General features: G+C 60.0%; 6 protein-coding genes. 2 read left to right on the top strand and 4 right to left on the bottom strand.

What is annotated here, in order from left to right:
- The first annotated feature begins 243 nt into the window (after positions 1 to 243).
- Positions 244 to 951: a transglutaminase-like cysteine peptidase gene (locus tag L861_RS05520; protein ID WP_027947779.1), complete on the top strand. Its 708-nt coding sequence runs from the start codon at positions 244 to 246 to the stop codon at positions 949 to 951.
- Between the two features lie 61 nt (positions 952 to 1,012).
- Complete coding sequence (locus L861_RS05525; RefSeq protein ID WP_016415584.1) at positions 1,013 to 2,947, top strand: bifunctional diguanylate cyclase/phosphodiesterase; 1,935 nt, start codon at positions 1,013 to 1,015, stop codon at positions 2,945 to 2,947.
- Between the two features lie 87 nt (positions 2,948 to 3,034).
- Here the strand turns inward: L861_RS05525 and L861_RS05530 are convergent, their stop codons facing one another.
- The 4 genes from L861_RS05530 to L861_RS05545 form a co-directional block, all read right to left on the bottom strand.
- The gene (locus L861_RS05530; protein WP_016415585.1) at positions 3,035 to 3,373 is read right to left on the bottom strand and encodes an NAD(P)-dependent oxidoreductase; all 339 of its coding nucleotides are present in this window, start codon (positions 3,371 to 3,373) and stop codon (positions 3,035 to 3,037) included.
- 108 nt (positions 3,374 to 3,481) lie between these two features.
- Positions 3,482 to 7,852 (bottom strand): retention module-containing protein, encoded by a 4,371-nt coding sequence (locus L861_RS05535; protein ID WP_016415586.1) that lies wholly within the window; start codon positions 7,850 to 7,852, stop codon positions 3,482 to 3,484.
- Positions 7,853 to 8,196: 344 nt separating this feature from the next.
- On the bottom strand, positions 8,197 to 11,673 hold the full coding sequence (locus L861_RS05540; RefSeq protein WP_016415587.1) for an Ig-like domain-containing protein: 3,477 nt from the start codon (positions 11,671 to 11,673) through the stop codon (positions 8,197 to 8,199).
- On the bottom strand, positions 11,606 to 14,803 hold the full coding sequence (locus tag L861_RS05545; protein WP_021029111.1) for a retention module-containing protein: 3,198 nt from the start codon (positions 14,801 to 14,803) through the stop codon (positions 11,606 to 11,608). Before L861_RS05545 ends, L861_RS05540 begins: the two co-directional genes overlap by 68 nt.
- Positions 14,804 to 14,902: the final 99 nt, after the last annotated feature.

The following is a 14,902-nucleotide window of genomic DNA, read 5'->3' on the forward strand; positions in this document are numbered from 1 at the left end:
CTCTGCCTGAAAACTAACCGCACCCACTCATGTGCTCATGTGGCGTCGGAAATCGCCCTGTGTGTCAGGCCGGTCAAGTCATCCGCATATTTGCTTAACTCCGCTGCTTACTGTTGTCTGCTGCCTACGCACCTGGGTTCGACTATCTCTCATCGATTTCTGAGAAAGCGATGATATAGGCGTCAACGTAACTGTTGTGTAAAGTGACCGGTATCCGCGACCAAGCGAGGACGCAACCGCTCAATGTCCCGACCCCAGCCTTGCTTTTCCTTTTCCCCAGAGCGCCGACGCTTTCTTGCCGGGTTCGGTGCATTGGTGCTGGGAGCAGGGCTAGGATTGGCGCCCACATCGCTGACGGCCAACATGGACCCCACTCGTCTGCGTCAGTCCATGCAGAACATGTATGGGGCCAGCGGCCTCCTTGTGCTGGAAGAGTGGTTCGCCCTACTCGAACGATTGGCAAATAGCGCCATCGACGAGCAACTTCGTGAGGTCAATGACTTCTTCAATCGCCGGGTTCGCTGGCTGGACGATATCGACATCTGGGGCCAGGAAGACTACTGGGCAACACCGTTGGAAACCATGGGACGCGGTGAGGGCGATTGCGAAGACTACTCCATCGCCAAGTACATCACGCTCAAGCAACTTGGCGTACCTACTGAACGCTTGAGAATGATCTACGTTCGGGCGCGCATCGGCCGTAGCAACATCTCCCAAGCCCACATGGTGCTGGGCTATTATCGCCACCCCAGCGTCGAACCACTGATCCTCGACAACCTGGTGCCTTCCATCACACCCGGCAGCCAGCGAACCGATCTCGACCCGATATTCAGCTTCAACAGCGACGGCCTGTGGGCCGGTGGCTCGACTCAGTCGCGCGCCGATCCCACACAACGCCTGTCGCGTTGGCGTTATGTACTAGGACGTATGCGCGAGCAAGGGTTTCCATGATGAATAACAACATGCCAACCGTGAGCATCTTTTCAACTGGCTTCAAGCTGGGAGAGCCGCCATGTCACTGATCAAACAACTCTGGCTGACCATCGCCGTGCTGTTACTGCTGGCCTTCGGCGGCAGCCTCGTTATCGGAGTCAGTGCCATCCGGCACTACACCGAACAGGAAGTCCGCATCAAGAATGCCGATAATGCCAATGCTCTGGCGCTCTCGATGAGTCAGTTGGACAAGGATCCGGTGACTATCGAACTTCTGCTGGCCGCCCAATTCGATACTGGCCATTACCGCCTCATTGAACTCCACGATCCCGAGGGTGACCTGATTCTCCGCCGAGTGGCCAACGAGTACATCGAGGATGTGCCCTCCTGGTTCGTCGACATGACTCGCTTCTCAGTACCTGCCGGCCAAGCCGTAGTACAGGATGGCTGGCGCCAATACGGTACGGTGGAACTGCAAAGTCAGCACAGTTTTGCTTACCGCTCGCTATGGCAGAGTACCCTGAACTTAATCGGCTGGTTTGGAATCGCAGCCCTTATCAGCGCCCTGCTCGCCTGGTGGATCGTCAAGAGCATTCGTCGCCCTCTGCATGCCGTGGTCGAGCAGGCACGGGATATCGGCAACCGGCGCTTCACTACCTCGAACGAGCCTTACACCCGAGAGCTACGAGACGTCGTGGTCGCCATGAACATGCTCTCCAGCAAAGTACGGGAAATGCTTTCCCAAGAGAGCGAGAAGCTCGAGCGCCTGCGGCGTAAGCTGCAACATGATGAAGTCACGGGGGTTGCCAACCGCAGCCACTTCATGAAGCGGTTACAGGAAGCGCTGGACTCTGAAGACCTTGCCAGTGAGGGTGTCCTGGTAATGCTACGTGTGGCACGGCTTGCAGATCTCAACGACACGCTAGGACGCCAAGAAACAGACCAGTTGCTCAAGGAGATCGCCCACGCGTTGGACCATATCGCCAGCGCGAGACACGGCCAGGTCGGGCGCCTCAATGGCAGTGACTTCGCACTACTGCTGCCCGGAGAAGATAATCTGCGCGCCTTGTCTCAGGAGCTCAAGCGTTGCCTGCATCCCATCGCCGATAGCCACCACGTTGATAGCCACCACGTATCGATTGGATTACCCATGTCGATACTCGAATACGCTACCAACGACGACCGCAGCGAACTGCTCAGCACTCTGGATGGAGCCCTGGCCAAGGCCGAACAGGATGGTGATCGTTCCCTGGAAATCGTTCAAGGCAGCGCCCGGGAGTCACTGTATACCGGTCTCGATGCGTGGCGAAGCGCGCTGGAGCAAGCGCTGGAAAATGGCGTTCATCTAGCCCGCTACCCTGTCCTCGATCCCCAAGGTCAAGTGGTTCATGTCGAAAGCCCTTCGCGCCTCTATCTCAAGGGAGAATGGCAGCCTGCGGGGATTTTCATGCCGTGGATCTCACGGCTAGGGCTCAACGTGAACTATGATCTTGCCGTCATAAAATCCGCACTGACCGATATCGAAAAGCACAGCGAACCACTGGGGATCAACCTATCCCCTCAAGCGGCCAGCGACGGTCGTTTCCTCTCTGGCGTCAAGCCATTACTCGCCGCTCACCCGGAAGCGGCAGCCAAGCTGTGGCTGGAACTGCCGGAATCGGTAGCCGTTCGCCATCTGGAAGGATTCCGGGGATTGTGCCGCGAACTGCGCTCTTTTGGCTGTCGTATGGGTCTGGAGCATGTAGGCTCGGAATTCATCCATATCGCCGATTTGCACGATGTTGGACTGACCTATCTCAAGTTCGATGCTTCTCTAGTAACGGGTGTCGAAAACAACAGTGAACAACAGGCCATTCTTCGCGGAATGGCAACGCTGTGCCACTCGATCGGTATCCTTGCCTTCGCTGAAGGGGTCAGAACGGATGCTGAGCGTGACACCATATTGGACATCGGCTTGGATGGCGTCACTGGTCCCGGCATTCGACAGGACGCAGAAGCAGGGAGAAAGGCGTAAAGAGATACCTTTCCCAGTGCGATAACAAAGGGCTACGAGCAGTAAAGTACTCGTAGCCCACGCCCAGCTATCAGGCATTCATGGCCGTTAAATCAGGCCATTATCCTCATCGTCGTTTTCGTCCAGCAAGTCGACGCTGTTGACACGTCTACGTAACGACTGACGGGCCATCAGTTTCTCACGGGCGGCATCCGGTAGGTCGGTGAAGCTGATAACCCCCTTGTCCATCAACAGTTCGATCACATCTTCCAGTACACGAACGAACTCCAGATCGGTGCTGCGCAACTCCTGGAGTTGGCGATTCTGATCCTGCTTCAGGAATGCCAGCAATTCCGGTGAATCCGGTGCTATGCCCTCTCTACAGTCGGGCGTCATGCCCCCACTGACCAACTCGATCCTGTCCTGCTCATCGCGTTTGACGTACATGCATTACCCTCAACTATCCAGTCCGCTCAAACCAAGCCCAAGAGACAGTGTAAATGAAAAGGCCCCGACCGTTACTCCGGGCGAGGCCAAACACTATTGCACCATGGTCTACTGATCGATATTGAGCTGGTTATTCTCGATCATGGACTGGATGAAATCTGCTGAGCTCTGACCATCCATACTCACATTTTCAAGTACGATCGTCTGGTCGGCGTTAGCCTTGTCACCACCCAGCTGGCCGTTGGAGCTCACATAAAGCGTGGTACTGCCACCCTCTTCCTCTGCCAGGATGTAACTATCGATCGACCCCTTGCTCTCATCCTGCAACAGGTCGGAGAGATCCAGCCGGTCAGCCTCACCACCACCTGTGTAACCGTTCACCTGATCGAGCATGAAGTCCTTCACCACATCCTCGGCGGGTGAGCCGGTCGTGCCTTGGTCATTAAGATTCCAGGCAAAGGTGTCGGCACCCAGGCCACCGTACATGATGTCGTTAACCCCTCCCCCAGCCAGGAGATCATCGCCGGCACCACCATCGAGGACGTCGTCGCTGCCATTGCCCTGAATGATGTCATTGCCGTCGGTGCCCTGCAGGACATCACCATCTGCGTCCAGGGTAAAATCCCAACTGGTCGTTGCCTGATCGCCGTCGCCATCGGTAACGGTCGCAGAGAGTTGCAAGGTCTGGTCCGTGCCTTCAATGATGGTGACGATTTCGGCCGAGGCCACGCCGAAGCCATTGCCGGTATCGTTCAGGGCACTGATATAGACCGTATCGAAGGCTTCGTCGGACGTTATGGTCCAAGTGCCATCACCATTAGCAGTGGCATCGAATGCCTCCTGCTGGCCGCTGTCTTTCCAGAAGGTCGGCACTTCGCCGGCATCGAGCCCCCAGAAGCTGAAGTTAATGCTGTAAACCGCCAGGGGATCCGCTCCGCCAGCAGGTTCGTTCAAGGTTTTTTTGTTGCCACTTCCCGATGTCGACCATCCCTCGCCATCGTAAAAGGTCAGCACCAGGGTCTCGGAGGGATCATCGATCGTGGAACCTTGTGAAATCCCCAAACCATTGTTGTTGTAGTTGACCGTATCGCTGCCAGTGGCCTGGGCCTTGATAAAGATGGAACCAGCCTCGCCTACGGCGTCGGCGTTCGTGAAATAAGCCGCACCACTATTGCCTCCCCCAAAACCGCTGGAGAAACCCACCAGCAATGAGGACTGGGAACCATCCAAGTGGCCCAGCTGTGTCAATGTGTAGGAGCCATCCCCGTTGTAGGCAACGGTGAACACGGTGACCTCGTTGTTCGCATCGTCGAGGTAATAGGCATCCAGCGAGCCGTCACCGTTTTCCCGATAAAGGAGGTTATTCCCTTCAGAACTCATGCGCTGCCCGGTTTCCGGGTTGAGCCAGTAAGTGCCATCGTTGCTACCTGATAGGATCACGCTGGCGCCTTGCTGATCGGCCCCGAACGAGAGCGGAATCTCGTCAGTGAGGGACAGTCCTTGCTGGTTAGCCATCAATGCCGTGCGGACAGGAGCAATCTGGGGTACATCATCGATGATGTCGATGGTCAGGGTGCCTGTGGCACTACTGCCGCCCACCCCGTCGACCTGCAACGCGACCGTATCGGCCAGGCTAGTGTCATTTTCTGGTTGTTCGTGAGTCTGAGCTGCCTTCAGGGTATAGGTGTATTCGATGGTCGCCGTCTTGTTGCCGTCCGGGCTGTTATAGCCGGTCAGCCGCAGTTCCCCTTCTATCGTATCGATCACGATGGAAGGTGAGGCAATTGTCAGCGCCTGAAGCTGTGCCAGAGTGAAGGTCTGCCCCCCCACGGTGACACTGGCGATGCCATCACTGGCTGACACTTGGAAACTACCGGTGTCGGTCTCGCTATCGCTGGCCGCATTGCTACCATTGACCAACCCTGCCTCGTGGACGGTGCTGTCGGCTCCCGAGGCACTGACCGTGACACCAGCCGTATCAGCAGCGCCATTGATGGTGAGGGTCAGCGTGGCGGTGCTGGTGTCGCCGTCAGCGTCGATCAGCGTGTAGTCGAAGGTCTCGGTGAGGGTCTCGCCATCATCGAGCGCCTGCACCGCCACCAGGCTGCTGTCGAGCGTGTAGCTCCAGGTGCCGTCGCCGTTGTCGGTGAAGGTGCCGTACTGCGCAGCGGTGCTGGTGAACGCCACGCTGGCCAGGGTGTCGGCACCCTGGGTGTCGTTGGTCAGCACATTGCCGGTCAGCGGCGCGGCGGCATCCTCATCAATGGCGCCTATGTCGTCGGAGGCATCAGGTGCGGTGTCGATGATCTGGATGTCGAGATTGTCGCTGGTGGTCACACCGGCCACATCGGTGACGCTGACCTCAAAGCTGTCCACCACGCTGGCGTCACCGCCGCTGTGATCGGCGGCATCGCCGTTCTCAGTGTACTCGTAGCTGATCTCGCCCGTGGCGGCGTCGTAGCCGGTCACGGTCAAGGTGCCATTGGCAGCGACGATCACCACCGGGGTGGTGCTGGCGTTTGTGACGTCCTGCCCGCCAACGGTGACCGTGGCAATACCCACCTCGGCACTCACGCTCATGGTACCAGTGATGGTGTCACCGGTGCCTTCGACCACGCTGTTGTCGGCGCCGGTGGCCGTGCCGTCGGCGTCATCGATGTCGATCACCGGCGGGCCATCAGTCTGGCCGTTGATGGTGAGGGTCAGCGTGGCAGTGCTGGTGTCACCGTCAGCGTCGATCAGCGTGTAGTCGAAGGTCTCGGTGAGGGTCTCGCCGTCATCGAGCGCCTGCACCGCCGCCAGGCTGTTGTCGAGCGTGTAGCTCCAGGTGCCGTCGCCGTTGTCGGTGAAGGTGCCGTACTGCGCGGCGGTGCTGGTGAACGCCACGCTGGCCAGGGTGTCGGCACCCTGGGTGTCGTTGGTCAGCACGTTGCCGGTCAGCGGCGCGGCGGCATCCTCGTCGATCTCCGCGCTGTCGTCCACGGCTTGCGGCACGTCGTCGACGATGTCGATGGTCAAGGCATCGTCGGTGGCACTGCCATCACTGTCGGTGGCTTCAAGAGCGAAGCTTTCCTGCACTGCGTCGCCGTCGGTGGCGCCATCCAGGGTGTAAGTCCAGTTGTACTCACCGCCCACGCCCTGAGTCACCACCAGCGTACCGTAGGCGCCCTGCACCGTGCCGCCACCAGTGACGTTTTCACCATTGATGGTCAGACTAGCCAGTACATCGTTGCCGGTGGCGATATTGAAGCTGCCCGTGGTGACATGTGAGCCGTCGTTGGCGCTGCCACTGGGCAGGCCAGCTTCATCGACTTCGCTGGCTCCCGGCTCAAGTGTGAACTCCGGGATGGCGTCGCCAGTCAGTTGCATCTCAGCAGTAGCACTGGTATCGAGATTCTCGTAATTTCCACCTGTGGTGCCAGTGATGCTCAAATCAAGAGTTCCACCGCCATCAGGCACGTTTGGAGATTTGAAGGTCACGCTGCCACTGGTGGCACCGGAAGAGATGATGATGGTCTGGCCGTTGGAGAGCTCGATCACCAGGTCGCTGGCGGGAGCGTTGTCGACCGTGGCGGTGACAGTGATGTCCTCGCCCTCGGCGACCTGCTCTGGCGCGCTCAAGCTGATGGTAGTGGTGTCACTATCGTCGACCACTGTCGCCTCAGCCGCTTCACCAAGCGTGATCTGGTCATAACCGCCACCGCTTGCGGAACCGATACTAAAGCTTTCGGTTTCACTGCCTTGCCGATAGACGTCATCTTCCCGGCTATCGATCTGGATACTGGCAGAAGTCTGGCCTACGGGGATGATAATTTGCATGCCATTGGTAAGCGTGATCACCAACGGCGAACCACTAGGTGCCGTACTGGTAGTGGCTGTCAGGGTAATGGGTTGCCCCTCGACAACGCTATCCGCATCGCTGCTCAGGGTAATGGTGGTTTCGATCGGCTCCGGGGTTGGGGCTGGTTCTGGCGTGGTTTCTCCCCCATCGGCAACCACCGCAGCCAATCCGCCCCCCTCGGCATCGATGAACCCGGCCGTTTGAGCGGAACCGAACTGGAATGTCAAGGGGTCCACTGACTCGGTGATCCGCGCCAGGCGAACGAAGTCGTGACCACCGCCTTCGGCTCCGCCCCCGCCAGCACCGGCTGCAGTGGCATCGAGCAGTTCAAGCAGGTCGCCATCATTTTCGTCGATCGCGGCGAGCAGGGCTTCAAGATCTTCATCGAGGACACTGGACTCGGCCACGTCGACGGGAGTTTCCGCATCCAGCTCGGGCGTCATCGCCACCTGTTGACCGGGACCGATGAGTGCCGGATTCAGGCCGTCACCGAAGTCGAGCTGGACACTTCCGTTGTCGGACGTCACCAACGTCTCGCCTTCCCGCAAGACATCTCCCGGACTCAACTCACGCAGATTCCCATCGTCATCGCGCGCCCAAACCTGACCGTTAATGGAAAGAACGGTTGCAATGGTCATATAACTGACTCCCTGTGCCCCTGCCGACTGCGCGGCATGTTGTAATAGTGTTTTATGGGAGTCAGATTAGTGGAGAAGTGGTAGAAAATTTATAGTACCGATGGACAATGTAAGAAAATGTTTCCATGCGCCACCCATCGTAAATGGCAGACAGACCGAAGAAACCACCAATCAAATCAAACTATTACCTTCTTCATCGTCATCCCCAAACAGATCAATGCTGTTTACCTTTCTGCACAGCGACTGGCGGGCTATCAGCTTCTCACGGGCGGCATCTAGCCACCGTGTAAATAGAAAGGCCCCGCCCGGCATCGCCGAGCGGGGCCATGGCCTTTTCACACAGCTTACTGATCGATAGTCAGCTGGCCGTTGCTGAGCATATCCTGGATAAGATCGGCATCGTATTGCACGCCTTTCAGGTGAATGGTCTGGTCTTCCGCACCGGCATCGTAACCCTCGGCGAACCCACCGCTAGTGCTGACATGGATCACGGTGCCCCCCTCTCCATCATCGCTGGCATGCAGGTAATCACCGATGTCGCTGTCGCTGTCACGCTCCTGCAGCAGATCGGAGAGTTCCAGCTTGTCACCTTCGTCGGCACTAAAGTCCATCACCTCGTCGGCGGCAGCATTGTCTGCCTCGCCCTGGTCCCCGAGGTTCCAGGCGAAGGTGTCGGCCCCCAGGCCACCATACAGGGTGTCGTCGCCGGCACCACCAATGAGCGTATCGTTTCCGTCACTAGCGTACAGGAGGTCGCTGTTTCCACTTCCCGCCAGCGCATCGTCGGCCGATGAGCCTACAACGATGCCGTACTGCTCGACAGCCGTGGCGGATGAAGTCCCACCCTGGCTGATGGCGGATACGCTGGCTTCTATGTCGAAGGCACTGGTATCGGCGGGAACCGTCATGGTGATCTGGAGATCGTCGATGTTGCCACCATCAGGGTTACTGATCTGCCAGTTACCATCGCTGTCTGGTCCAGAGACACCGGCCCCTTCGAGTGTCACGCCATCGGGGATACCGCTGAGCGTAATGTCGGAGAGCTCTTCGCTGCCATTGGCATCAGCAAGCGCCGCCGATATGTCAACCTGGAACGCCTGATCGCCGCTATCCCCTTCTACGACTTCTTCGACATTCGGTTTGTTGATGTCGGGACCATCGAAGCTCCCATCACCGTAGATCACGCCTTCGATGTTGTTGCTAACCTGGTTGATCAGTGAGCCTGACCCGCTCTCGCTCGAGTAGTCCACCCACACACCATCGAGCGTATTGACGTGAGTATTCGCATTGTTGTTAGTGCTCCAGCCTACCTGATATTCAAGACCTTCCTCCTGAACCACGAAGATGTAGTCACCGTAAGCATTCGGAGCGTTCTCATTGGTGCGATTACCGTGTACGGAGTCCAACCCGCGTAGCTCTTCATGATCCCAGTCGGACTGGGTATAGAAGTAGCCGCTCTCCGAGTGCACCACGAAGATATCGGCATATCCGCTATCGCCACCATGGTTGCCCTGTTCGTAATAGGCAATGACACCGGCATTTGCAGAGCCTGGATTGGCGATTTCAGGTGCCGTATCTCCTTTCGTCAGCCATACCCGTACACCATCACCGATCTTGACGATCTGACCGTCCTGGACATCGAAACCTCCGGCCACACTGCTGCCACCGTTGACTTTGATGATGTCGGCGCTGCTCCCACCGGATTCTTCCGGGGTGACCGTCAGTGAAATATCGGGGGTACCAGCAGTCGGCTCAATTTCAGTAGTCGCAGAATCCGTACCGGTCGCCGTATCGGTGCCATCCACCACCGTTGCGATTGCGGTCAGCTCCACCGGGTCGGTGACACCATTGGGCACCGACATGGTGAGCCCGGTGATCGACACGGCCTGGGTGTCCGGATCGATCGCTACCGTGTAGTCACCGTCGCTTTCCAGCGGCAGCGTCCAGGTGCCATCGGCATTCTGCTCGCCGGCGGAGAGCATGACACCGTCCGGCACGGACACCACCACCGAGGTGATCGACTCGGAGCCGTCGATGTCGGTCGGGGCCGTGGTGATCTCGACGTCGTAACTCGTGGCAGCAACGTAGCTGACCTGGTGCACCAAGTAATCGTTGCCGGAGTTGTGGTGCTCCTCGCCTTCAGCGGGCGTGGTGAATTCGATCGCGGCGATCATCTTGCCGGCAGGTGCCTGACGGGTGATCTCCTCGCCTATACCGTCATGACCACCTTCCGGGCTGTTACCACTGACGACGACCGTCTCGGACGAGCCGTCCGTGTAATGGACGACGTACTCGGCATACTCCCAGTCAGCCAGCCAGGCAAGCTGGAAGGAGACCGACTCCGCCGGCATGTCCAACGCTACCGTGAGCGATTCGCCGTTGCCGATTTCCGAGTCCGCCCCATTGGAAGCCGGCCCGGCGACACCAAAGCCGGTCGTCGAGCCCGAATCCTTGATGCTGATCTCGCCGGCCTCGCCATCCTTGGATGTGGTGACGCTGAAGCCCTCCGGGTCATGGGCGTTGGAGCCGCCCACCGTATGGGTCGTGGTGCCGTTCTTGGCCAGTGTCACGTTCACATCGGGTGTGTCGGCCACTGGCGTGACGGTGAGATCGAGCGTGGAGCTGACCGTATCCGAGCCGTTGGTGACGCTATAGGTGACTTGCGGCACCGGGCCGCTGTAATTCTGGTGCGGCTCGAAGCGGTACGCACCGTTGGCGTCGATCGTGAGCGAGCCCTTGCCGGCGATCGTGGCCGTCTCGCCGGCTTGGTAAGAGACGCTATCCACCGAGAAGCCGGTCACTTCAAGCGTGCCGATATTGGTTTCGGCATTGTCGAGCACGTTGCCGGTAAGCGCGGTGTCTTCCTGTGTGCTGGCCGTTTCACCTGCGTCGACAACGTTGCTGACGCTGTAGTCACGGCTGGTGGTGGCCTCGGACGGGTTGCCGGCCTCATCGCTGCCATCGACGCTGGCGTCGACCTGGCTATTCTCGGCCAGTACGCTGCCCGGCACGTCGATGGCGTAGTTGCCGTCGGCATCGACGGTGCCGGTGAAGGTTTCCTCGCCCACCGTCAGGGTGACGGTGTCGCCCTCGCCGGCGTCACCGGTGACGCTGCCAGTCACGGTGACGGTCTGGTTGGCTTCGTCGCCGTTGACCACGTCGTCACCGGCGATGGTGTCGATGCTGATGGTGGCCTCGGCGCCACCGTCGACATCGTACTCGCGCACGTTCTCGGCGGTGTAGGAAGTGCCGGCCTCGTCCTCGCCAGTGACGCTGGCGTCGACCTGGCCGTTCTCGGCCAGCACACTGCCGGGCACGTCGATGGCGTAGTTGCCGTCGGCGTCGACGGTACCGGTGAAGGTCTCGTCGCCCACCGTCAGGGTGACGGTGTCGCCCTCGCCGGCGTCACCGGTGACGCTGCCGGTGATGGTGATGTCGTCCCCGGCTTCCGCTGCGTTGATCACGTCGTCGCCGGCGATGGTGTCGATGGTGATGGTGGCCTCGGCACTGGTGTCGACGTCGTAGTCGCGGCTGGTGGTGGCCTCGAACGGGTTACCGGCCTCATCGCTGCCGTCGACGCTGGCTTCGACCTGGTCGTTGTCGGCCAGCACGCTGCCCGGCACGTCGATGGCGTAGTTGCCGTCGGCGTCGACGGTACCGGTGAAGGTCTCGTCGCCCACCGTCAGGGTGACGGTGTCGCCCTCGCCGGCGTCACCGGTGACGCTGCCGGTGATGGTAATCGTCTGAGTGGCCTCATCGCCGTTGACCACATCGTCGCCGGCGATGGTGTCGATGGTGATAGTGGCTTCCGGGGCAGTCACCGAGGCCGTACCGGTCGCCGGTGCCGGCCTCGTCCTCGCCAGTGACGCTGGCGTCGACCTGGCCGTTCTCGGCCTGCACACTGCCGGGCACGTCGATGGCGTAGTTGCCGTCGGCGTCGACGGTACCGGTGAAGGTCTCGTCGCCCACCGTCAGGGTGACGGTGTCGCCCTCGCCGGCGTCACCGGTGACGCTGCCGGTGATGGTAATCGTCTGAGTGGCCTCATCGCCGTTGACCACATCGTCGCCGGCGATGGTGTCGATGGTGATAGTGGCTTCCGGGGCAGTCACCGAGGCCGTACCGGTCGCCGTATCGGCGCCATCCATGACCGTCGCTGTCGCGGTCAGTTCCACCGGGTCGGTGACATCATTGGGTACCGACAAGGTGAGCCCGGTGATCGACACGGCCTGGGTAACTGGATCGATCGCTACCGTGTAGTCACCATTGCTGTCCAGCGGCAGCGTCCAGGTGCCATCGGCATTCTGCTCGCCGGCGGAGAGCATGACACCGTCCGGCACGGACACCACCACCGAGGTGATCGACTCGGAGCCGTCGATGTCGGTCGGGGCCGTGGTGATCTCGACGTCGTAACTCGTGGCAGCAACGTAGCTGACCTGGTGCACCAAGTAATCGTTGCCGGAGTTGTGGTGCTCCTCGCCTTCAGCGGGCGTGGTGAATTCGATCGCGGCGATCATCTTGCCGGCAGGTGCCTGACGGGTGATCTCCTCGCCTATACCGTCATGACCACCTTCCGGGCTGTTACCACTGACGACGACCGTCTCGGACGAGCCGTCCGTGTAATGGACGACGTACTCGGCATACTCCCAGTCAGCCAGCCAGGCAAGCTGGAAGGAGACCGACTCCGCCGGCATGTCCAACGCTACCGTGAGCGATTCGCCGTTGCCGATTTCCGAGTCCGCCCCATTGGAAGCCGGCCCGGCGACACCAAAGCCGGTCGTCGAGCCCGAATCCTTGATGCTGATCTCGCCGGCCTCGCCATCCTTGGATGTGGTGACGCTGAAGCCCTCCGGGTCATGGGCGTTGGAGCCGCCCACCGTATGGGTCGTGGTGCCGTTCTTGGCCAGTGTCACGTTCACATCGGGTGTGTCGGCCACTGGCGTGACGGTGAGATCGAGCGTGGAGCTGACCGTATCCGAGCCGTTGGTGACGCTATAGGTGACTTGCGGCACCGGGCCGCTGTAATTCTGGTGCGGCTCGAAGCGGTACGCACCGTTGGCGTCGATCGTGAGCGAGCCCTTGCCGGCGATCGTGGCCGTCTCGCCGGCTTGGTAAGAGACGTTTTCGACCGCGAAGTCGGTCACCGACAATTCGCCGACATTGGTTTCGGCATTGTCGAGCACGTTGCCGGTAAGCGCTGTGTCTTCCAGCGTACTGGCCGTTTCACCAGCGTCGACAACATCGTTATCCAGGATGGTGCTGGTGGCGATGGCACTGGTGTCAAGATCCTCGTAGTTGCCACCACTGACCGCATCGATGCTGAAGGTCAGTTCCTCTCCGTCCTGTTCGTAGACGTCATCATCATGGCTGGCGAAGGTCACGCTGCCTTCGGTGGCGCCGGCGGCGATGGTGATCGTCTCGCCGTTGTTCAGCGTCAGCGTCAGGTCGGTCTCGGGCGCATGGTCAACCGTGGCGGTGACGGTGATCTCGTCGCCCTCGGTGACGGTCTCCGGCGCACTCAGCGTGACGGAGGTGGTGTCGCTGTCGTCGACCACTGCGGTGCTGGTGGTGGCACTGGTGTCGAGTTGCTCGTAGTTGCCACCGCTGGTCTCAGTGATGCTCAACTCGAGGGTCTCGTCGCCCTGCTGGTAGGCGTCGTCGTCGCGGCTGGCGAAGGTCACGCTACCTTCGGTGGCGCCGGCGGCGATGGTGATCGTTTCGCCGTTGTTCAGCGTCAGCGTCAGGTCGGTCTCGGGCGCGGTGTCGACCGTGGCGGTGACGGTGATCTCGTCGCCCTCGGTGACGGTCTCCGGCGCACTCAGCGTGACGGAGGCGGTGTCGCTGTCGTCGACCACCGTGGTGGCGGCGGTGGCGCTGCTGTCGAGTTGCTCGTAGTTGCCACCTTCGGTGTCGGCGATGCTGAACTCGAGACTCCCGTCGCCCTGCTGGTAGGCGTCGTCGTCGCGGCTGGCGAAGGTCACGCTACCTTCGGTGGCGCCGGCGGCGATGGTGATCGTCTCGCCGTTGTTCAGCGTCAGCGTCAGGTCGGTCTCGGGCGCGGTGTCGACCGTGGCGGTGACGGTGATCTCGTCGCCCTCGGTGACGGTCTCCGGCGCACTCAGCGTGACGGTGGTGGTGTCGCTGTCGTCGACCACTGTCGTCTCAGCCGCTTCACCAAGTGTGATCTGGTCGTAACCACCACCGCTTGCGGAACCGATACCAAAGCTTTCGGTTTCACTGCCCTGCCGATAGGCATCGTCTTCCCGGCTATCGATCTGGATGCTGGCAGAGGTCTGACCTACGGGTATGACAATTTGCATGCCATTGGAGAGAGTCACGACCAAGGGGGAATCAGAGGGCGCAACGCTAGTGGTGGCCGTTAGCGTAATAGGCTGCCCTTCAATGACACTATCCGCATCCGTGCTGAGGGTAAGCGTCGTCTCCACTGGAGCGACTTCTTCCTCGTCCGTCGTCGCAGCCTCATCTCCACCCTGGGTGGTAATGAACTCCTCGGCCTGAGCGGTACCGAAATTGAACGCCAGGGGATCCACGCCCTCGGTGATCCGCGCCAGGCGCACGAAATCGTGGCCGCCACTTTCACCACCGCCCCCCCCGGCACCGGCTGCGGTAGCATCGAGCAGTTCGAGCAGATCGCCGTCGTCTCCGTCAAGTGCCGCAAGCAGGGCTTCGAGATCTTCGTCGAGGACACTGGAATCACCCAAGTCGATGGGAGCTTCAGCATCCAGTTCAGGCGTCATTGCCACCTGCTGGCCGGGTCCGATGAGTGCAGACTCCAGGCCATCACCGAAGTCGAGCTGGACGCTGCCGTTGTCGGAAGTCACCAGAGTCTCGCCTTCCTGCAAGACATCCCCAGAACTCAGCTCGCGCAGATTGCCTGCTTCGTCGCGCGCCCAGGCCTGGCCGGTGATGGAAAGAACGGTTGCGATGCTCATGTGACTGACTCCCTGCGATCCGTGCCGATGGCATCGGCATGATTATGTCGTTAGGGCGTCAGACTAATTCATGAAACACTTAAGAAACATTGTACCGAT

It is taken from the genome of Litchfieldella anticariensis FP35 = DSM 16096 (assembly GCF_000409775.1).
Classification (GTDB): Bacteria; Pseudomonadota; Gammaproteobacteria; order Pseudomonadales; family Halomonadaceae; genus Litchfieldella; species Litchfieldella anticariensis.

Bases quoted from the DNA above. Each gene is read 5' to 3' on its own strand.
- L861_RS05545 (WP_021029111.1), bottom strand. From the start codon at position 14,803: ATGAGCATCGCAACCGTTCTTTCCATCACCGGCCAGGCCTGGGCGCGC.
- L861_RS05535 (WP_016415586.1), bottom strand. From the start codon at position 7,852: ATGACCATTGCAACCGTTCTTTCCATTAACGGTCAGGTTTGGGCGCGC.
- L861_RS05525 (WP_016415584.1), top strand. From the start codon at position 1,013: ATGTCACTGATCAAACAACTCTGGCTGACCATCGCCGTGCTGTTACTG.
- L861_RS05530 (WP_016415585.1), bottom strand. From the start codon at position 3,373: ATGTACGTCAAACGCGATGAGCAGGACAGGATCGAGTTGGTCAGTGGG.
- L861_RS05520 (WP_027947779.1), top strand. From the start codon at position 244: ATGTCCCGACCCCAGCCTTGCTTTTCCTTTTCCCCAGAGCGCCGACGC.